Annotated in this window: 16 protein-coding genes, 2 tRNA genes and 1 pseudogene; 12 read left to right on the top strand and 7 right to left on the bottom strand. The window is 69.6% G+C overall.

Annotated elements, in window-relative coordinates; genetic code table 11:
* Positions 1-16 precede the first annotated feature (16 nt).
* From ACZZ98_RS01535 to pepN, 3 genes and pseudogenes are all read right to left on the bottom strand, one after another.
* Entirely contained in the window at positions 17-460 is a 444-nt protein-coding gene (locus tag ACZZ98_RS01535) for a globin (protein ID WP_463514636.1), read from the bottom strand.
* Positions 457-1,383, bottom strand: a complete 927-nt coding sequence (locus ACZZ98_RS01530) for a mechanosensitive ion channel family protein (RefSeq protein WP_463514635.1) — start codon at positions 1,381-1,383, stop codon at positions 457-459. The genes ACZZ98_RS01535 and ACZZ98_RS01530 overlap by 4 nt, the downstream gene beginning before the upstream one ends.
* Positions 1,380-3,939, bottom strand: a pseudogene (gene pepN / locus ACZZ98_RS01525) (aminopeptidase N). The gene ACZZ98_RS01530 and the pseudogene pepN overlap by 4 nt, the downstream one beginning before the upstream one ends.
* Positions 3,940-4,042: 103 nt before the next feature.
* Here pepN and ACZZ98_RS01520 point away from each other — a divergent pair.
* From ACZZ98_RS01520 to trmB, 4 genes are all read left to right on the top strand, one after another.
* Positions 4,043-4,657: a mycothiol-dependent nitroreductase Rv2466c family protein gene (locus ACZZ98_RS01520; protein WP_463514634.1), complete on the top strand. Its 615-nt coding sequence runs from the start codon at positions 4,043-4,045 to the stop codon at positions 4,655-4,657.
* Between the two features lie 91 nt (positions 4,658-4,748).
* Complete coding sequence (locus ACZZ98_RS01515) at positions 4,749-5,216, top strand: ribose-5-phosphate isomerase (RefSeq protein ID WP_463514633.1); 468 nt, start codon at positions 4,749-4,751, stop codon at positions 5,214-5,216.
* Between the two features lie 83 nt (positions 5,217-5,299).
* Positions 5,300-6,412 carry a PP2C family protein-serine/threonine phosphatase gene (locus ACZZ98_RS01510; protein WP_463514632.1) on the top strand — a complete coding sequence of 371 codons (1,113 nt, stop codon included), beginning with the start codon at positions 5,300-5,302 and terminating at the stop codon, positions 6,410-6,412.
* 34 nt (positions 6,413-6,446) lie between these two features.
* A complete protein-coding gene (trmB, locus tag ACZZ98_RS01505) occupies positions 6,447-7,130 on the top strand; it encodes a tRNA (guanine(46)-N(7))-methyltransferase TrmB (RefSeq protein ID WP_463514631.1) in 684 nt (227 codons plus the stop codon).
* Between the two features lie 92 nt (positions 7,131-7,222).
* Here the strand turns inward: trmB and ACZZ98_RS01500 are convergent.
* A tRNA-Pro gene (locus ACZZ98_RS01500) sits at positions 7,223-7,296 on the bottom strand.
* A gap of 126 nt (positions 7,297-7,422) precedes the next feature.
* On the opposite strand from ACZZ98_RS01500, the gene ACZZ98_RS01495 reads away from it, so the two are divergent.
* Positions 7,423-7,497 (top strand) — tRNA-Gly (locus ACZZ98_RS01495).
* 71 nt (positions 7,498-7,568) lie between these two features.
* On the opposite strand, the gene ACZZ98_RS01490 is transcribed toward ACZZ98_RS01495, so the two are convergent.
* Positions 7,569-8,513, bottom strand: a complete 945-nt coding sequence (locus ACZZ98_RS01490; protein ID WP_463514630.1) for a zinc metalloprotease — start codon at positions 8,511-8,513, stop codon at positions 7,569-7,571.
* A gap of 284 nt (positions 8,514-8,797) precedes the next feature.
* Between ACZZ98_RS01490 and tig the strand changes: the two genes are divergently transcribed.
* From tig to ACZZ98_RS01470, 4 genes are all read left to right on the top strand, one after another.
* Positions 8,798-10,168: a trigger factor gene (gene tig, locus ACZZ98_RS01485; protein WP_463514629.1), complete on the top strand. Its 1,371-nt coding sequence runs from the start codon at positions 8,798-8,800 to the stop codon at positions 10,166-10,168.
* Between the two features lie 119 nt (positions 10,169-10,287).
* The gene (locus ACZZ98_RS01480) at positions 10,288-10,755 is read left to right on the top strand and encodes an SRPBCC family protein (protein WP_463514628.1); all 468 of its coding nucleotides are present in this window, start codon (positions 10,288-10,290) and stop codon (positions 10,753-10,755) included.
* Between the two features lie 158 nt (positions 10,756-10,913).
* Positions 10,914-12,299, top strand: coding sequence for a Gfo/Idh/MocA family protein (locus tag ACZZ98_RS01475; protein WP_463514627.1), 1,386 nt, complete (start codon positions 10,914-10,916; stop codon positions 12,297-12,299).
* Entirely contained in the window at positions 12,296-13,324 is a 1,029-nt protein-coding gene (locus ACZZ98_RS01470; protein WP_463514626.1) for an NEW3 domain-containing protein, read from the top strand. Before ACZZ98_RS01475 ends, ACZZ98_RS01470 begins: the two co-directional genes overlap by 4 nt.
* A 92-nt stretch (positions 13,325-13,416) precedes the next feature.
* On the opposite strand, the gene ACZZ98_RS01465 is transcribed toward ACZZ98_RS01470, so the two are convergent.
* Complete coding sequence (locus ACZZ98_RS01465) at positions 13,417-14,478, bottom strand: LacI family DNA-binding transcriptional regulator (protein ID WP_463514625.1); 1,062 nt, start codon at positions 14,476-14,478, stop codon at positions 13,417-13,419.
* Positions 14,479-14,752: 274 nt separating this feature from the next.
* Here ACZZ98_RS01465 and ACZZ98_RS01460 point away from each other — a divergent pair, with 274 nt between their 5' ends.
* The 3 genes from ACZZ98_RS01460 to ACZZ98_RS01450 all read left to right on the top strand — a co-directional run bounded on the left by ACZZ98_RS01460 (position 14,753) and on the right by ACZZ98_RS01450 (position 17,538).
* Complete coding sequence (locus ACZZ98_RS01460; RefSeq protein ID WP_463514624.1) at positions 14,753-16,069, top strand: MFS transporter; 1,317 nt, start codon at positions 14,753-14,755, stop codon at positions 16,067-16,069.
* Positions 16,070-16,218: 149 nt separating this feature from the next.
* Complete coding sequence (locus ACZZ98_RS01455) at positions 16,219-16,842, top strand: ATP-dependent Clp protease proteolytic subunit (protein ID WP_463514623.1); 624 nt, start codon at positions 16,219-16,221, stop codon at positions 16,840-16,842.
* A 27-nt stretch (positions 16,843-16,869) separates the two neighbouring features.
* A complete protein-coding gene (locus tag ACZZ98_RS01450; RefSeq protein WP_463514622.1) occupies positions 16,870-17,538 on the top strand; it encodes an ATP-dependent Clp protease proteolytic subunit in 669 nt (222 codons plus the stop codon).
* A gap of 93 nt (positions 17,539-17,631) precedes the next feature.
* Here the strand turns inward: ACZZ98_RS01450 and ACZZ98_RS01445 are convergent, their stop codons facing one another.
* Complete coding sequence (locus tag ACZZ98_RS01445; protein WP_463514621.1) at positions 17,632-19,029, bottom strand: hypothetical protein; 1,398 nt, start codon at positions 19,027-19,029, stop codon at positions 17,632-17,634.
* Between the last annotated feature and the right edge of the window lie 41 nt (positions 19,030-19,070).

Here is a 19,070-nt window from a genome sequence, read left to right as displayed (position 1 = left end):
CGAGTGGCGCGGAGCCTCAGAGGGTCGGGCGCCCCTCAGGGCTCACGGCGGAGGACGGGGCCGCGCTGCTCGTGGGTGACGAAGGAGGGTTCTCGTCGGTGTTGACGAGCATGTGCGCCGCCCGCATGAAGTAGTCGCGCATCGCCTCGGCGTGGGCCTCGGGCAGGTCGAGCGTCTCCATCGCCGCAAGCATGTGACGCATCCACCGGTCGCGCATGTCGAGCGTCACCGGATAGGGAGCGTGCCGCATCCGCAGGCGCGGGTGGCCGCGCTCCTGGCTGTAGGCGTTCGGGCCGCCGAAGTACTGCTCGAGGAACATCCGCAGGCGGCGCTCGGCGGGTGCGAGGTCTTCCTCGGGATAGAGCGCCCGCAGCTCGGGGTCGGCCGCGACGCCGACATAGAAGGCATGGACGAGGCGGTCGAACGTCTCCGCCCCACCGACCTCTTCGTAGAACGTCATGGTCGGGGTCCTCCGAACGGGTTGACAGGTGGAGCCTTGACGCCGGCCACGTCGAGCGCCGTCTTGATGCGCTGGCGCAGCTCGCGCTGGATGTCGATCTTGTCGCCGGGTGAGGCCTCCGCGAGCACCCGGATGGTCATGGTCTGCCCGACGATCGACTCGATGCCGGCGACCTTGGGAGTGTCGAGCAGCCGCCCGTCCCAGGCCTCCTCGCCCGCCATGGCAGCCGCCGCCTCGCGGATGACGGCGGTCACGTGGGCGACGTCCTCGTCATAGGCGACCGGCACGTCGATGATCGCCGTGGCCCGGTGCTGGCTGAGGTTGCCGATCCTGATGATCTCGCCGTTGCGGATGTACCAGGTGACACCGTCGGCGTCACGCAGGCGGGTGACCCGCAGCGAGACCTCCTCGACGGTGCCGATCGCCTCACCCGTGTCGATGACGTCGCCGACGCCGTACTGGTCCTCGAGGATCATGAAGATGCCGGAGAGGAAGTCCTTGACCAGGCTCTGCGCACCGAAGCCGAGGGCCACGCCACCGACACCGGCCGAGGCGAGCAACGGCCCGAGCGGGATCCCGACGAGGGCCATGACGGTCAGCACGCCGACGAGCCCGACGACGAATGTCACGACGCTGCGCAGGAGCGACCCGAGGGTGGCGGTCCTCTGCTGGTGCCGAGCACGCGCGGTGATGGACGCCTCGGCGAAGAGCCGCCCGGTCAGCGACCGGTCGCGACCCTCGCTGTCGCGCTCGCTCGCTTTGGCGGTCATCGTCCGCACGACGCGGGTGATGAGGCGATGGAGCAACCAGCGCACGAGGACGGCGAGGACCACGGTCAGCAGAATCCGCAGACCGTCGGTGAGGAGCCACTCCTGGATACGGTCGGCGGTCACCAGGGTCGCGGTGAGGTCGACTTGGGTCATGCCTGGGCGTCACGCTCCTGCGCCGCGAGGGCGCGCGTGATCGGGTCGCGGTTCTCGGCGACGATCCGACGGAGGGCGTCGGGCGAGTCGGTGTGGGCGTCGAGCCACCCCTGCGTCGCGTCGCGCAGCTCCACCGAGGCAAGACCACGGGGATAGAAGCCGAGCACGATCGACTCGATGAGAGCCATGGAACCCCTGTCCTGCAACGACCTCAGCGCGTCGTGGTAGCGCGCGACGAACGGCTCGAGGGCACTCACGTCACCCAGTCGGCCGAAGCCGAGACCGTAGGCGTCGACCATCGAGTTCGAGAGCCCCTCGTCCTCGACGGCGGCCTTCCACGCGGCCTCCTTGGCCTCCACGGTCGGGATCGACGCGCGCGCCCGTGCGGCGCGCTCCTGACCGGTGGCGGTGGCGTCGCGCGCGAGCTCTGCGTCGATCTCGCCGTCCTCCAGCGCGTTCGCCCCGGCGAGACCCGTGAGGAGCGTCCAACGCATGTCGGTGTCGAGCTCGAGCCCCTCGAGGCTCTCGTCCCCCGAGAGCAGACCACGCAGGTATGCCGTGTCGTCACCCGTCGTCGTGAACCCGGCTGCTGCCGTGACGAGCTGGAGCTGCGCGTCACTGCCGGGCTCGGCGGAGGCGGCCGCACTCCAGAGGCGCTCGAGCGTGGAGCGACGGGTCGCGTCGCGGTGCTCGGGAGCGACATACAGGTGCACCGCCGTGGTGAGCTGGGCGAGCAGGGTGCGGATGAGCGTCGAGTCCGACTCGCCCGGCAGCACGTCGAGGACGAGCTCGGCGAAGGTGCGCGAGCTCATCTCCGCGTCGCGGGTCATGTCCCATGCCGACGCGAGCACGAGTGACTTCGGCAGGGAGCTCTCGAAGCCGCGCACGTGCTCGATGGCGGTGGCGAGGGAGCGCTCGTCGAGCCGGATCTTGGCGTAGGTGAGGTCGTCGTCGTTGACGAGGACGAGGTCGGGCTGCACCCGACCGACGAGCTCCGGGACCTCGGTGCGCTCGCCGACGAGGTCGAGCTCGAGACGGGCGGTGCGCACGAGGCGAGCGCCCTGGGCGCCACCCAGCTCGACGGCATACAGGCCGATGGCCAGACGGTGCGGGCGCAGGGTCTCGAAGCCGGGAGCGAAGGTCTGCTCGACGACGGCGCTGGAGATGCGGCCACGGTCGTCCACCTCGATGACCGGACGCAGCGTGTTGACGCCGGCGGTCTCCAGCCAGGCCCTGCTCCAGGTGCGCAAGTCGCGCCCCGACGTGGCCTCGAGCTCGTCGAGGAGGTCGTCCAGCGTGGTGTTGCTCCACTGGTGCTTGGCGAAGTAGGCGCGCAGCCCGTCGCGGAACGCCTCGCGCCCGACGTAGGCGACGAGCTGCTTGAGGACGGAGGCACCCTTGGCGTAGGTGATGCCGTCGAAGTTGACCTCGACGTCCTCGAGGTCGCGGATCGGCGCGACGATCGGGTGGGTCGAGGACAGCTGGTCCTGGCGGTAGGCCCAGTCCTTCTCGTGGGTGCCGAACGTCGTCCAGGCCTCGGTCCACTGCGTGGCCTCGGACTGACAGGTCGTCGAGGCCCACTCGGCGAAGGACTCGTTGAGCCAGAGGTCGTTCCACCACTTCATCGTCACGAGGTTGCCGAACCACATGTGGGCGAAGCTCGTGGAGCACGGTGAGGCCGCGGCGCTCGACGATCGCGTCGGTGACCTTGGACCGGAAGACGTACATCTCGTTGAACGTCACGCACCCGGCATTCTCCATCGCGCCCATGTTGTACTCGGGCGTGAAGATCTGGTCGTACTTCTCGAACGGGTAGGGCTGGTCGAACTCCGCCTCAAAGAACTCGAAGCCCTTCTTGGTGAGGTCGAAGAGGTTGTCGGCGTCGAGGAACTGGGTGAGCGACTTGCGGCAGAAGATGCCGAGAGGCACCTCGCCGCGACGGCTCGTGAGGGTGTCGCGCACGACGTCGTAGGGGCCGGCGACGAGTGCGGTGATGTAGCTCGAGATCGGCTCGGTCGCGCTGAACGTCCACGTCGCGACACCGTCACGGTCGGTCGGGGTCGGCTCCGGCGTCGGGGAGTTGGAGATCACCTGCCAGTGGCTCGGTGCCGTCACCGTGAAGCTGAACCGCGCCTTGAGGTCGGGCTGCTCGAACACGGGATACATGCGCCGCGAGTTGGGCACCTCGAACTGGCTGTAGAGGTAGACCTCGTCATCGACCGGGTCGACGAAGCGGTGCAGACCCTCACCCGTGTTCATGTAGCGGCCCGTCGCCTCGATGCGCAGCTCGTTGAGTCCTGCCGCGGGCGTCACGGGGATCCGGGACCCGTCGTATGCCGCCTCGACCACGTCGCCGTTGAGCGTCACCTTCTCGACGGACTCGCCGAGGAAGTCCACGAAGGTGGCTCCTCCTTCGGTGGCGGTGAAGGTGAGGGTGCTCGTCGTGGCGAACGTCGTGTCGGACGTCGTGAGGTCCAGCTCGACGGCATACGCCTGCACCGACACGAGCGCGGCGCGCTCCTCGGCCTCGACGCGGGTGAGGTTCTTTCCGGGCACGAGGGATCTCCTGGTCTGCGGCGGAACGACGTGTTGGGGGGCCTCAATCCTCGCACGCGCACCGGACGGCACGAGGCCGCTGGGGGAGTGGCACGATGAGCGCATGAGCGAGACACAGCGCCACACCGCCGAGTTCTGGTTCGACCCCCTGTGCCCCTGGGCCTGGATGACGTCGCGATGGATGGGCGAGGTCGAGCAGGTCCGCCCCGTCGACGTGACCTGGCACCCGTTCAGCCTCGCCGTGCTCAACGAGGGTCGCGACCTGCCGCCCCAGTACCGCGAGCTCATGGACCGCGGCTGGGGACCGGCCAGGGTCGTCACCGCCGCTCGTGAGCTGCACGGACAGGACGCCGTCAAACCCCTCTACGACGCCATCGGCACCGCGATCCACCCCGGCGGGGTCGACGACTACGACGAGGCGATCCGGATCGGGCTCGACGAGGCCGGGCTGCCGGCAGACCTCGCGAAGTACGCGTCCTCGGACGAGTACGACCCGCAGATGCGCGCCTCGACGCAGCGAGCCCTCGACCTCGTCGGCGACGACGTGGGCACCCCCGTGATCTCCGTCGACGGCGTCTCCTTCTTCGGGCCCGTCGTCACCCCGGCTCCCAAGGGCGAGGACGCCGGCCGCCTCTGGGACGGCACCGTGCTCGTCGCCGGCACCCCCGGGTTCTTCGAGATCAAGCGCAGCCGCACCGCCGACCCCCAGTTCGACTGAGCCTCCGGCTCGACCCGCTCGACCCGCTCGACCCTCTCGACCCGCTCGACCCTTTCGACCCTGACGTCTCGACACAGGAGCACGACCAGACATGCGCGTACACATCGGCGGCGACCACGCGGCATACGAGCTGCACCAGGAGCTCATCACCTTCCTCGAGGGCGAAGGGCACGAGGTGACCGACCACGGTCCCTTCGAGCTCGACCCGGAGGACGACTACCCCGTCTTCGTGCTGCGGGCGGCCGAGGCCGTCGCCGCGGACAGCGGCTCCTTCGGGATCGTCCTGGGCGGGTCGGGCAACGGCGAGCAGATGGCGGCCAACAAGGTCGCTGGGGTGCGGGCGGCACTCTGCTACAACGACGAGCTCGCCCGGCTGGCCCGCGAGCACAACGACGCCCAGGTCATCTCCATCGGCGCCCGGATGAACACCGTCGAGCAGGCGCGATCCATGGTGCGCACCTTCCTCGGGACGCCGTTCTCGGGCGAGGCACGGCACCAGCGCCGGGTCGACATGGTGAGTGGCTACGAGGACAGCAAAACCCTGCCTGATCTGCACTGACGCCTCATTGCTGCAATCCTTCCGCCTGTCGCTGACCGTGAGTTACTGTGATCCGCACGCAGTCCACGACAGGAGAGTTGCTGGTGGCCACGGACGTCGGCGTCCTCACACGCAAGGCACCCTGGACGCTCGCGCGTCGCCTCGGCGGGACGTTGGTGGCGGCGGGTCCCCGTCGTGACCGCATCGTCTTCGCAGTCCTCGCGCTCATCGCGCTCACCTTCCTGCTGCTCGTCATGGGTGCACCGGCCCGTGTCCCGATCGTCACGCTCGCGCCGCTGATCCTGCTCAGCGGTCTCTACCTCACCCACCGCCACCTCGTCGCCCTCTACGTCGTCCTAGGCTTCGGCATCGCCACGACGATCCCGGGACAGGCCGGCACGGCCATGGCCAAGACCCTCATGGTGTCGGCGATGTTCGCCCTCATGGCCATGATGCTCATCGTCGCCTCCTCGCGGGTGCGGGTCGGGTCGGTCGGCTTCCACGGCGAGAACCTCTTCGTCGAGCTCCGCGACCGCATCGCCCGGTCGGCGCGGCTGCCCGGACTGCCGCGGGGATGGACGGCGGAGTCCGCTGTCCGGTCCGCCTACGGCGAGGGCTTCTCCGGTGACTTCATGGTCGCGGACCGGACCCACGACGGACGGCACCTCGAGGTCGCGCTCGTCGACGTGAGCGGCAAGGGCCGCGAGGCGGGGACCCGCTCGCTCCTCCTCTCCGGTGCCCTGGGCGCCCTGCTCGGGTCGCTGCCCCCGTGTGCCTTCCTCGACGAGGCCAACCGCTACCTCGTCCGGCAGTCGTGGGACGAGGGATTCGCCACCGCCGTCCACGTCGACATCAACCTCGACACCGGCGAGTTCTCGATCGGCAACGCGGGCCACCCCGCCCCGGTTCGCTACTCCCACGGCACGGGCAACTGGGAGATCCTCGAGGGCGGTCGGGGGCCGGTGCTCGGAATCATGCCGGGCGTGGCCTTCGCCCGGACCCACGGCACCCTCGCCATGGGCGACGCCCTGATGATCTATTCGGACGGCATCATCGAGTCCCGCGGTCACGACCTCACCGAGGGCACCGACCGCATGCTGGGGGCGGCCTCCGAGGCGATGATCCGTCGCGGTGACAGCGTGGCGAACGCCGTCGTCTCCTCGGCCAGGTCCGGCGAGGCCGACGACCGCGCCGTGTTCGTCATCGTGCGCGCCTGACGACCCACGATTCCGCCCGGGTTAGCCTCGAGCCGTGCCGTCCTCGCGCTCGACCCTCGACCACCTGCCCCGAGAGGGCGTGCGGACCTACACCCCTCGGTGGCGCAAGTCGCCGCTGACCACCGAGCGGATGGAGCGCCTGCTTCCCGCGCACGCCATCCCGGCCGACGGGCCACTCGACCGCCAGGCCTGGTTCGGGCGCACGGCACCGGTCGTGCTCGAGGTCGGCTCCGGTCACGGTGCCGCCGCCGTCGCCTATGCCGCAGCCCACCCCGAGCACGACCTGCTCGCGGCCGAGGTCCATGTGCCCGGAGTCGCCCGGATGCTCGCCGACGCCGAGCCGTTCGCGCTGACCAACCTCTGGGTCGAGGTCGGCGACGCCCTGGAGCTCCTCACGGAGCGCATCCCCAGTGGCTCGCTCGCTGCCGTGCACCTCTGGTTCCCCGACCCCTGGCCCAAGCTCAAGCACGCCAAGCGCCGCTTCGTGCAGCAGCACACGCTCACCCTGGTCGCCGACCGGCTCGAGCCGGGAGGTGTGCTGCGGATCGCCACCGACCACGAGGTGTATGCCGCCCACGTCCGTCAGCAGGTCGCCTCCCATGCAGGGTGGCAGCTGCTCGAGGGGGAGCGCCCCGCATGGCGTCCGAAGCACGGCTTCGAGGCCAAGGGCCTGCGCGCCGGCCGGGACATCCACGAGTTCACCCTCACCCCCGCCTGAGCGTGCCAGCCCCGGCTTCAGCGTGCCGCGGTCCACGACGGCGAAGGGCCCCTGCGTCGCGACACTTCGCGCTCGCAAGGGCCCTGCACCTGTCGGGGTAGCCAGATTCGAACTGGCGACCTTCCGCTCCCAAAGCGGACGCGCTACCAAGCTGCGCCATACCCCGGCTCGCCCTGCGGCTTCAGCGACATCCGTGGCACCTGAGGTGCCGGCCGATTTCGGATCCCGCGGAAGAGGCCATTAGGCTAACCCCTGCTCCAACCGGCCGACGCACGTCGACCGCGACGAGCGCGCGGGCGTAAGCTCAATGGTAGAGCCCCAGTCTTCCAAACTGACTACGCGGGTTCGATTCCCGTCGCCCGCTCCACACACAGGCATGCCGCCCGCTTCCCAGAAGCGGGCGGCATACCTATTTTCGTGTCCTGTCGTGCTCGGACGTCAGGCGCGGAAGGCGAGCCAGGCGTCACTCATCCGCTCGGACTGACCGCGCGTGAACATGTTCATGCAGGAGTCCTGCGTGTAGTCCATGAAGTTGTGGATGGGGTCGAGACCGGGGGCCGTGCACGTGTCCGCGCCGGTCGGGCAGTTGAACTGCGGGACGGCCTCGCGAGGGGTGTCGGCGACGAAGTCACCGGCGGCCGAGCAGCCGTGGGCGAAGGTGTGCTCGAGCATCAGCCAGTGGCCGACCTCGTGGGTGAGGGTGTCGCCGAGCGAGTACTTGCCGGCGGTGCCCCCAGGCATCGACTCGTCGAGCATGACGACGCCGTCGATGAAGTCACGACCGGTGTTGTAGCCCTTGGGGAAGTAGGCCCAGCCCAGCAGTCCGTCACCGATGTCGGCGACATAGACGTTGAGGGTCCTGGAGTCGCCCTCGTAGAGCGCCTTCTTCATGTCGCGCTCGACCTTGCCCGGGGTGACGGTGTTCCAGACGGAGTTGACCGTCCACGTCGTCTTGGTGTGGTCGAACCGGAACGGGGTGTTGGCCGCCATCGCCGCGGTGGTTCCGGCGAAGGAGTCGTTGAGGACGTCAACCTGGTCGTTGATCATCTTCGTCATCCGGGCCTCGCCCGCGGCGTCGAGCCTGGCCTTGGAGACGACGTGGAAGATCGTGGGCACCGTGACCGACCCGGCTGCCATGAGAGGGCGGTCCTTGAGGACGCCGTAGGCGTTGGCCTCGTTCTTGTTGTAGAGCTCGGGCTCCTTGGCGCCCTTGGCGTCATCCCGCACGCGAGCAGCCGAGGGCTCTCCGGTCACCGGGTCGCACTCGGCGACGGCGGGGGAGGGGGCCGAGGCGGCGCTCACGGTGGCGGGAGCCGAGACGGCGAAGGTGGACGCTGCGAGCGCGATGACGCCGAGCGCAGGACGGATGAGACGACGTGACATGGGGGATCTCCTCGCGGGATGCGGGCCGGTTCTGGCCCACCGGGCACGCTACCTGCGCGATCGCCGCCGATACGGGGTGCGCGGTGACCATTCGCGTCGGCGATTCGGCCCACGTGGCGCGTGCCGTTAGCATGTTCGCGAGTTTGATTTTCTTTTCGGTATGCCGTGTGCTGACGATCCGTGGTTCGCGGGCAGTTGCCCGCGACCGGCACGCCGATCCTGATCTCACCCGCGAGGACTCCTCGCAATCATCCGTGATCCCAACACCTTGTGGAGTGCCTGAAGTGAAGAGTGCTGTCGAGACCCTCAGCCCGACCCGGGTGAAGCTCATCGTCGAGGTGCCGTTCGACGAGCTGAAGCCTGACCTCGACGCGGCGTACCAGACGATCGGGTCGCAGATCCAGATCCCCGGTTTCCGCAAGGGCAAGGTTCCCGCTCGCATCATCGACCAGCGCGTCGGCCGTGGCGCCGTCGTGCAGGAGGCCGTCAACGAGGCCCTGCCCCGCTTCTTCTCGCAGGCCGTCGACGCCGAGGGCATCAAGGCGATCGGCCAGCCCGACGTCGACGTCACCGCCGTGCCCCTCGAGGACGGCCAGGACCTCGAGTTCACCGTCGAGACCGACGTGCGTCCCGAGATCGAGCTCCCCGAGCTCGACGGCATCGCGGTCGAGGTCGACGAGGTCAAGGCCACCGACGAGGACATCGAGGAGCGCCTCACCACGCTCCGTCAGCGCTTCGGCACCCTCACCGCCGTCGAGCGTGCGGTCGAGACCGGCGACGTCCTGTCCATCGACCTCAAGGCCGTCATCGACGACGAGGAGATCGACAGCGTCGAGGGCGTCACCTACGAGGTCGGCTCGGGCAACATGCTCGAGGGCCTGGACGACGCCGTCCTCGGCGCCAACGCCGGCGACACCAAGACCTTCACCGCGCCGCTGGCCGGTGGCGACAACGAGGGCCAGGACGCCGAGTGCACCGTGACCGTCCAGTCCGTCAAGACGCGCGAGCTCCCCGAGCTCGACGACGACTTCGCCCAGCTCGCCTCGCAGTTCGACACCTTCGACGAGTTGCGCGCCGACATCGTCACCCAGGCCGAGCAGGCCAAGAAGTTCGAGCAGGGCGTCCAGGCCCGTGACAAGGTCCTCGAGCACCTGCTCGAGGTCACCGAGGTCGCCGTGCCCGAGGGCATCGTCGAGGCCGAGGTCAACAGTCACCTGGAGGGCGAGAACCGCCTCGAGGACGACACCCACCGCGCCGAGGTCGACGAGAGCACCCGCAAGGCGCTCAAGGGTCAGTTCCTCCTCGACGCCCTCGCCGAGAAGCTCGAGATCGAGGTCGAGCAGCCCGAGCTCATCGAGTACCTCATCATGAGCGCGCAGCAGTACGGCATGGACCCCAACCAGTTCGCCCAGGCCATCGACCAGCAGGGCCAGGTGCCCGCCATGGTCCAGGAGGTCTCGCGCCGCAAGGCCCTGGCCGCCGTCCTCGAGAAGGCAGTCGTCACCGACACCGCCGGCAACTCGATCGACCTCAACGAGCTCGTGCCGCAGGCCGACGTCGTCGAGCCCGAGCTCGAGGACGAGGGCGACCTCGACGAGCTCTCCGACGAGGCCGAGGTCGTCGATACCGAGACCGAAGAGCCCGCCAAGGCCTGACGCTGCACAGCACGACCACGACGTATGCCGTGTGCTCACCGCGAGGTGGGCACACGGCATACGTCGTTCTCGCAGGTCAGGGTTTGCTTCTCCGCGCGATCCGTGATGAGGGTGGAGGCATGACCAACGACACGCAGATCACTGTTTCGCGCACGATCGACGCGCCTGCCCAGGCGATCTTCGACGTGCTCAGCAACCCGCAGCGGCACCCGGACCTCGACGGCTCGGGCTTCGTCCGGTCCGTCGAGCAGGCCGACCGCATCCAGCAGGTCGGGGACGTGTTCACGATGAACATGACCGGCGACCACATGGGCGGCGACTACCAGACCGACAACCACGTCACGGGCTATGACGAGAACTCCCTGCTGGCGTGGCAGAGCACTCCGGCCGGCCAGGAGCCCTTCGGCTGGGAGTGGGTCTGGCGCCTGGAGCAGCAGGGCCCGGGCCAGACGCTCGTGACCCACACCTACGACTGGTCCAAGGTCACCGACAAGGAGATCCTGCAGAAGGTGAGCTTCCCGCTCGTCTCGCAGGGCCAGCTCGAGGACTCGCTCGCCAGGCTCGCCGAGGTGTCGGCAGGCTCCTGACGCCGCCCGACAGCGCGCGCGCTGTCCTGAGGTGACCACGCGGCACCGTGTCGCCCGACCAGTGTCGGAGATGCGGGCTCTCGAGCTCGAGTGAAAGCCCACATCTCCGACACTCGGCGTAGAGGCCGGTACGGCGAGGGGTGGCAGCGTGACCGATCATGGTCACGTCCACGGGCAAGATCCCTGCAGCCCCCAAAAGCCGCAGGACGATGATCGGCGTCCCCTACGACGTCCACGAGACCGTCCGCATCGGCGTCGTCGGCCTGGGCAACCGCGGCATGGGCATGCTCGGCGGCTGGGTCGCCGTCCCAGGTGCCCGCGTCACCGCAGTGTGTGACGTGCGCGCACCTCGGGCCAAGACGGCTGCCGACCGGGTCGAGGCCGCCGGTCGTCCGCGCCCGGCCGAGTTCAGCGGCACGGCGGGCTACGCGCAGATGCTCGCGTGCGACGACATCGACTTCGTCTACGTCGCGACGCCGTGGGAGTTCCACCACAGCCAGGCCAAGGCGGCGATGCTCTCGGGCCGACACGTCGGCATCGAGCTGCCCATCGCCACGGAGCTGCGCGAGCTGTGGGACCTCGTCGACACCTCGGAGGCCACGAGGCGCCACGCCTTCCTCATGGAGAACTGCAGCTACGGCCGCAACGAGCTCGCCATGCTCAAGATGGCCCACGCGGGTGTCTTCGGCGAGGTGACCAACGGACACGGCGGCTACCTCCACGACCTGCGCGACCTGCTCTTCTCGGACACCTACTACACCGACGCGTGGCGGCGGAAGTGGCACACACGCAGCACCGCCAGCTTCTACCCGATGCACGGTCTCGCGCCGATCGCGGCGGCGATGGACATCAACCGCGGTGACCGCTTCACCACCCTCGCCGCCACCGCGACCCCCGCCAAGGGGCTCGCCGACTACCGCGCTCGCAACGTGCCGGCAGGACACCCCTCCTGGAGCGAGACCTACGTCAACGGCGACCTCGTCACCTGCCTCATCGAAACAGACAAGGGCCGCATCCTCCGGGCCGAGCACGACGTCTCGACGCCTCGTCCCTACAGCCGGATCAACTCGCTGGCCGGGACCCGGGGCATCATCGAGGACTACGCCGGCACGGACTCCACCGGTGCCCGCGTCTATGTCGAGCCGAACCACTCCGGGCACTCCTGGCGTGGCTTCTCGACGATGCGCGGCGAGTTCGACCACTGGATCTGGAAGAAGGTCGGCGACGACGCAGAGCAGAACGGTGGTCACGGTGGGATGGACTACATCCTCCAGTGGCGCGTCGTGCAGCAGATGCGGACTGGTCAGGTGCCCGACATCGACGTCTACGACTCCGCAGCCTGGTGCTCGCCGGTGCCGCTGAGCGTCGCCTCGCTCGAGGCCGACGGTGACCCCGTGGCCGTCCCCGACTTCACGCGTGGGGACTGGTCCAAGCTGCGCATCGGGCTGGACTCGCGCGAGAGCGACATGCCGCCCACCGCCGATGCCCCGGTCGCTGCGACCAGGCTCGACAGCACGCCGACCACCCAGCGGGTGGCGTCATGAGCTCGGTGATGGTGCGCAGTGTGCTCGGCGCCGCTCTCGGCCTCTGCCTGACCGTGGGAGCGACTGCCCCTGCCGTCGCCGCCGCCTCCGGCTCCACGTCCGGCTCCGGCTCCTCGGTCCTGGCCGCGCCGGCCGTCGCCGAGCAGTCGGTGAGCATGAGCGTGAGCGAGGTCGACCTCGACGGCCCGGCGATCAACCCGGTCACGGTGACGATCCGCAACGACTCGTCGAAGTCCATGAGCAAGGTGACGGCGAGCATCAGCGGACCGGTCGGCTGGACGGTCTCCGGCAGCCAGACGCTCCCCAGCCAGATACGGCCGGGCGCCGCGACTGAGCTGACCTTCTGGGTCCAGGTGCCCGAGATGCGGCCGGGCTTCCGGACCTACACGTTCTCCGCCACGGCGACCTACCGCGGAGGGGACGGGGCAGGCTCGGCCACGGCGTCGCGCGCCACCCACTCCGGGACGGTCCTGCCCGACCTGGCGGCGGCATACAACAACGTGGGCGTCACCAACGAGAGCGCCACGACAGCCGGAAACTTCGACGGTGAGGGCAACTCGTTCTCGGCGCAGAAGCTCGCGGACAAGGGGCTGACTCCCGGCGCCGCGGTGTCAGCGCTGGGTGCGTCGTTCACCTGGCCCGCCGCCGCCGCCGGCACTCCCGGCAACGTGGCCAGTGCCGGTCAGGCGGTCGCGTTGTCCGGCAGGGGCAGTCGACTGGCCTTCCTCGGGTCGGGCGCGGGCACCTCGGCGACGGGGATCGCAACGGTCCACTACACGGACGGCACGTCCTCGACCGGCTCGTTCGGCTTCCCGAACTGGTCCTTCCAGGACGCGACGGCCCACGGTGCGACCCTGGTCGCCTCGAGTGTCGGACGCAACCGCCCGAGTGGCTACGGCGACGCCGCCTACGCCTACCGCGTCTTCGCGAACTCGATCGCGATCGACGCGAGCAAGACCGTCGAGTTCGTCATCCTGCCATCCAACGGCGCGGTGCACGTCTTCGACATGAAGCTGGTCCCGTGACCTGATCCGTCTGCGGCACAGGCGCATCCACGTATGCCGTGTGCTCACCCCCGAGGTGGGCGCACGGCATACGTGCGTGCGTGGTCCGGCGTTCAGGCCGGGGGAGCGGTGGTGTCGCCGATGCGCAGGCGCACCTCGAAGGGTGCGTCGTCGGGCGCCTCGCCGGCGAGGGCTCGACGCGTGAGGGCGCCGAGGAGTCGACCCTTGGCCTCACCCGGCTGCTCGACCGTCGTCAGCCGGCGGTCGAGCCAGGGAAGGTCGACCCCGTCGAAGCCGGTGACGGACACGTCCTGCGGAACCCGCAGACCGAGACCCTCCGCGGCACGAACCACGCCTGCTGCCAACAGGTCTGACTGGGCGACGATGCCGGTGGGGCGCCTGCCAGCCGGTGCGTCGAGCAGCAGCCGGCCAGCCGCCTCGCCCTGTGCGACGTCCGGGAACTCGGCCTCGACGAGGGGACTGCCGGGGGCGGCGATGTCGAGGAAGCCGAGGGCTCGGTCGCGAGCGTCGGGGTAGGCCGCATGCTCCAGCTCGGCTGTGTCCAGCCGATGCGTGGCTCGATGTCGCCCGATCGGCATGAGCACGTGGGCGAGGTCGCTGTGACCGAGCTCGACGAGGTGCCGGGTCGCCGTCGCGGACGCCCCGCGCTCGTCGACGAGCACGTGGACGACCTCGTCGTGGACCGGCGCACCGGCGCCGACCAGGGGGATGCGCCGGGCCAGGAGGTGGTCGACGAGGGGACTGACGGTGCGCCCGCAGAGCGGGAAGATCGCGGCGTCGATGGCGTGGGCGGTGAGCGGGTTGGGCTGGCCGTCCCCGTGGTCGGCGACGAGCAGCATGCTCGTCCCCATGTCGTCGAGCTCCTGGGCGAGCCCGTCGAGCACCGCGAGGGCGAACGGGTCGCGGAACGCGTGGAGCAGCCGGTCCTCGACGATGACGGCCACCGTGCCAGCCCGACCCTGGCGCAACGAGCTGGCCAGCGGGTCCGGCCCGGCATAGGCGAGCTCGGCCGCCGCAACGCGCACCCGGCTGGCGGTCGCCGCGGCCACCGGCCCCTTGCCGCTGAAGACGAGCGACGCGGTGCTGATCGAGACACCGGCCCGCTCGGCGACGTCACGCAGCGTCACCTTGCGGGTTTGACGAGAGGGGCTCATGGGGACCAGACTATCGAATCGATTCGACCCGCGCGAACAACGCCCTGTCGAGTCGAGTGTGCACGACGCGCCGGGGACCACGAGCCCACGCGGCACGTCGCGCACTCTCGACCCGGACCAGCGCAGCCGAACAGACATCGGCCGCCAGACCAGAACCCGCCAGACCAGAACCCGCCAGACCAGAACCCGCCAGACCAGAACCCGCCAGACCAGAACCCGCCAGACCATAACCCGCCAGACCAGAACCCGCCAGACCAGAACCAGAGGACTTCCCGTGACCAGCCCCGCAGCCCTGCCCCGCGAACGCGTCGTGAGCGCCCGCACCGCGGTCTTCGTCGTCTTCGCCCTCGCGGGCGTCGCCTTCGCCTCGTGGGCCTCACGCATCGCGGATGCCAAGTCCGGTCTCGACCTCACTGCGGGCCAGCTCGGCGCGACCCTCTTCGCCATGTCGGCCGGCTCCCTGATCGCCATGCCCTCGACCGGGCGCATCGCCGCCCGGATCGGGGTGGTCAACACCATCCGCATCGGCATGCTCATCGGCGTCGTCGGGTTCGCCACCGTGGGTGCTGGGGTCGACCTCGCGGAGTCCCGCCTCGTCGTCGGTGCCGGCCTCTTCCTCATCGGCAGCGGTATCGGCGTCTGGGACGTCGCCATGAACCTCGAGGGCGCCAGCGTCGAGCGGCTCCTCGGGCAGACGGTCATGCCGCAGTTCCACGCCGCGTTCAGCGGGGGGACCGTGGCCTCGGCGCTCGTCGGGTCGGCCATGTCGTGGGCCGAGGTGCCGCTCCTGCCGCACCTGCTCGGCTCTGCGGTGTTCGTCACCGTGGGTGGCTTCTGGGCCATGAGGACCTTCCTGCCGCGCGCCATCGAGGACGCCGACCCCGACGAGGCCCAGCACGACGGCCGCATTATCGGGTCACCCGATAATGCGAAGCTCGACCCGACCAGCCAACCGGGGTCGAGCGGGACCAAGTCGGGTCGAGCGGGCTCGGAGCGCTCGGCCTGGCTCGAGCCGCGCACCCTCCTCATCGGTCTCGTCACCCTCGTCGCCGCCTTCACGGAGGGCACGGCCAACGACTGGCTCGCCGTCGCCTTCGTCGAGGGCCACGACCTGCCCGCGTGGGCCGGGGTCCTGGGCTTCGCCACCTTCCTGTCCTTCATGACCGTCGGGCGGCTGCTCGGCACCAGGTGGCTCGACACCTACGGCCGGGTCCCGGTGCTGCGCGCCACCTTCGCGCTCGCCGTCCTCGGCTCGGTGCTCGTCATCTTCGGTGCGCCGTGGATGGCCTTCATCGGTGCCGCGGTCTGGGGCGTGGGCGTCTCGCTCGGCTTCCCTGTGGGCATGAGTGCCAGCGCCGACGACCCCGCTCGGGCCGGGGCACGGATGTCGGTCGTGGCCACCATCGGCTACCTCGCCTTCATCGCCGGTCCACCGGCCCTGGGCTTCCTCGGCGACCACGTCGGCGTCCTGCGCAGCCTGCTCGCCGTCGGCACGATGGCCCTCCTCGTCCAGGTCATCCTCGAGCACGTCCGCGAGCCCGCTCGCGACGCGATCACAGCGGAGCCGGCGGCCGCGCGAGACGCCCGCTGACCGGCATACCGGATGGTCTGTGGCTTCATCCCAGCACCGGCGTTGTGCTCACGGCGAACACGGGCCGGCACCGGGAGTGTGGGGGAGGACCCGCGCGTTAAGGTCTGCGAAAGGCAAGACCCCCCACATCACGGCAGGAGCAGATCAGCGTGAGCAGCAACGAGATCGTCGCAGCCGGACCGGGCGAGAAGCTCGGGCTCGACGACAGCATCTACAACCGCCTCCTCAAGGAGCGGATCATCTTCCTCGGCTCCGAGGTGCGCGATGACAACGCCAATGCGATCTGCGCGCAGATGCTCCTGCTCGCCGCGGAGGACTCCGAGAAGGACATCTGGCTCTACATCAACAGCCCCGGTGGGTCCGTGACCGCCGGCATGGCGATCTTCGACACCATGCAGTGGGTGCCCAACGACGTGGCCACGGTCGCGATGGGCATGGCCGCCTCGATGGGGCAGTTCCTCCTCTCGGCCGGCACCCCGGGCAAGCGCCACGCGACGCCCCACGCCCGCGTCATGATGCACCAGCCCTCTGGCGGCATCGGTGGCACCGCGTCCGACATCAAGATCCAGGCCGAGCAGCTGCTGCACATCAAGAAGCAGATGGCCGAGCTCATCGCCGACCACACCGGGCAGACGCCGGAGCAGATCGAGGAGGACTCCGACCGTGACCGCTGGTTCACGGCTCAGGAGGCCAAGGAGTACGGCTTCGTCGACCACGTGTTCTCGCGTGCGGACCAGGCCGGCAGCACGTCCGACAACCCGGTCACCGACTGACCCGGCGACCAGGAGAGACACGGAGATATGAACGCCAACTACCCGAACGCCCATGGCCGGCCCGGCGCGGCTGCCCCGATGGCCCCGTCGAGCCGCTACATCCTTCCGCAGTTCGAGGAGCGCACCTCCTACGGCATGAAGCGGACCGACCCCTACACCAAGCTCTTCGAGGACCGCATCATCTTCCTCGGCGTGCAGGTCGACGACGCGTCCGCCGACGACGTCATCGCCCAGCTCATCGTGCTCGAGTCCCAGGACCCGGACCGCGACATCCTCATGTACATCAACAGCCCCGGTGGCTCGTTCACGGCGATGACCGCGATCTACGACACGATGCAGTACATCCGGCCCGACGTGCAGACGTTCGTCGTCGGCCAGGCGGCCTCGGCTGCGGCCGTGCTTCTGGGCGCCGGCGCCAAGGGCAAGCGCTACGCCCTGCCCAACGCCCGCGTGCTCATCCACCAGCCGGCGATCGAAGGCACGGGCGGCATGGCCTCCGACCTCGAGATCCAGGCCAACGAGGTGCTGCGGATGCGTGGCTGGCTCGAGGACACCATCGCGGAGCACTCGGGTCGCGACGTCGAGCTCGTCCGCAAGGACATCGAGCGCGACAAGATCCTGTCGGCGGCCCAGGCCAAGGAGTACGGCCTGATCGACGAGGTCCTCCTCTCCCGCAAGGGCACCCTCGAGGACTGAGGACCCCGGGGTCGTCACGGACCCACACGCAAGAACAGGTATGCCGTCCGCTCACCGAGCGGACGGCATACCTTTGTCTGGGGTGACCGAGGGTCAGCGCGAGGCGCGTGCGCTCTCGACCGCGGCCGTGATGGCCGCTCGCTTCTGCTCGAGCTGGTCAGCCGCGGACCGCCGCGCATCGGCCTTGCCCGCCGAGCCCGCGAGGGACGCCGGGAAGGAGTAGTCGAAGGCGCCGAAGGCATCGACGATCGTGGGCGTGGAGCCGGCCGCGTTGTGCACGCGGTACTGCAGGTTCTCGTCCAGGTCGATGAACGTCGAGTTGGCACCGACGGCGCCCTGGGAGACGTTGAGGTTGCTCGTCTCGGGACGAAGGAAACCGTTGGGGTAGAGCGTCAGGTAGGTGCTGGCCGTGGGCCGCACCGCGGTGGTGTTGGCGACGACGGTGGAGGTGTCGATGTTCGCGACCGTCGCGGGCGCGGTCTGCAGGCGTGCCTCGTTCGCACCCAGCGGCGTCTTCGCGGTCCCGACGCCGGACCGGGTGTCCATGATGCGCTGCGGTGCGACCGGGCGGAAGCGGAGGTACTCGTCGTCGGAGGAGTCGTAGATCCCCACGAGGTCGACGATGACGTGGACGGTGCCGGGACCACGGTTGAAGACCTTGAAGCCCATCCCTTCTCCGGCGATCGAGTTGGCCTTGACCACGGCCATGTTCGCGAGCGACTGGCCCTTGGTGTAGTTGAGGATCGACGTGCTCGCGGACTCGGTGGAGATGTAGCCGGAGCCGGTCGCGCCGGTCACGGTGACGTTCACCGCGAGGGCCGCGATCTGGGCGTCCCAAGCCGGGTCCCCGGTCTGGAGGGTGATCGCCACGGAGTCACCCGGGGCGAACGCGCCGTCGCCCTGGCGGGAGTCGTAGTAGCGCTCCGGGTCGAAGTTGACGTACTGGCTCTGCCGTCCCGGGGTGCTAGGGACCGCCAGCCCCTGGTAGTAGCCGACGACGTCCGCGAGGATGTGGGTCGTGCCGGTGCTGTTGTAGATCCGCACGCGGCCGTCGCTGCCGACGGGCAGGGTGACGAGGTTGGCCCGGTTGGTCTTCGCCGCGACGTTGAGGTTGGAGGTCGAGGGGCGCGTCGTCCCGGACGGGTAGGCCGTCAGGAAGGTCGTGGCCGACGGGGTCACGGCCGTGAGGTTGAGGACGACGGCCGAGAGGCCGCTGGGCACCCCGCCTCGACCGGCGATGAGCACGGACACCTCGCCGCCTGCACCCACCAGGCCCTTCGGGGCACCGTTGCCGCTGCGGGTGTCGAGGAGGCGCGCGGCGTTGACGGGTTCATACGTTCCCTGCGCTCCCTCGAAGTCCGCGCCGGCGGCGCTCGGAGCGGTGGTCGCTGCGGATGAGACGGGCGCTGCCTGTGCGGCGCTTGCGGCGATGGCGGCGCACAGCGTCGCCGTGGCAGCAACGGCTGCCAGAGTGCGGGTCCTGGTGGACATGGGTTGTTCCCCTCGGGTCGTGGCCAGCTCCATGGCTGGCG

It is taken from the genome of Knoellia sp. AC549, assembly GCF_979258975.1.
Note: the sequence above shows the minus strand (reverse complement) of the source record. Positions and strands in the feature narration are given on the sequence as shown.

Bases quoted from the DNA above. Each gene is read 5' to 3' on its own strand.
- ACZZ98_RS01535 (WP_463514636.1), bottom strand. From the start codon at position 460: ATGACGTTCTACGAAGAGGTCGGTGGGGCGGAGACGTTCGACCGCCTC.
- ACZZ98_RS01530 (WP_463514635.1), bottom strand. From the start codon at position 1,383: ATGACCCAAGTCGACCTCACCGCGACCCTGGTGACCGCCGACCGTATC.
- ACZZ98_RS01520 (WP_463514634.1), top strand. From the start codon at position 4,043: ATGAGCGAGACACAGCGCCACACCGCCGAGTTCTGGTTCGACCCCCTG.
- ACZZ98_RS01515 (WP_463514633.1), top strand. From the start codon at position 4,749: ATGCGCGTACACATCGGCGGCGACCACGCGGCATACGAGCTGCACCAG.
- ACZZ98_RS01490 (WP_463514630.1), bottom strand. From the start codon at position 8,513: ATGTCACGTCGTCTCATCCGTCCTGCGCTCGGCGTCATCGCGCTCGCA.
- ACZZ98_RS01480 (WP_463514628.1), top strand. From the start codon at position 10,288: ATGACCAACGACACGCAGATCACTGTTTCGCGCACGATCGACGCGCCT.
- ACZZ98_RS01475 (WP_463514627.1), top strand. From the start codon at position 10,914: ATGGTCACGTCCACGGGCAAGATCCCTGCAGCCCCCAAAAGCCGCAGG.
- ACZZ98_RS01470 (WP_463514626.1), top strand. From the start codon at position 12,296: ATGAGCTCGGTGATGGTGCGCAGTGTGCTCGGCGCCGCTCTCGGCCTC.
- ACZZ98_RS01465 (WP_463514625.1), bottom strand. From the start codon at position 14,478: ATGAGCCCCTCTCGTCAAACCCGCAAGGTGACGCTGCGTGACGTCGCC.
- ACZZ98_RS01450 (WP_463514622.1), top strand. From the start codon at position 16,870: ATGAACGCCAACTACCCGAACGCCCATGGCCGGCCCGGCGCGGCTGCC.
- ACZZ98_RS01445 (WP_463514621.1), bottom strand. From the start codon at position 19,029: ATGTCCACCAGGACCCGCACTCTGGCAGCCGTTGCTGCCACGGCGACG.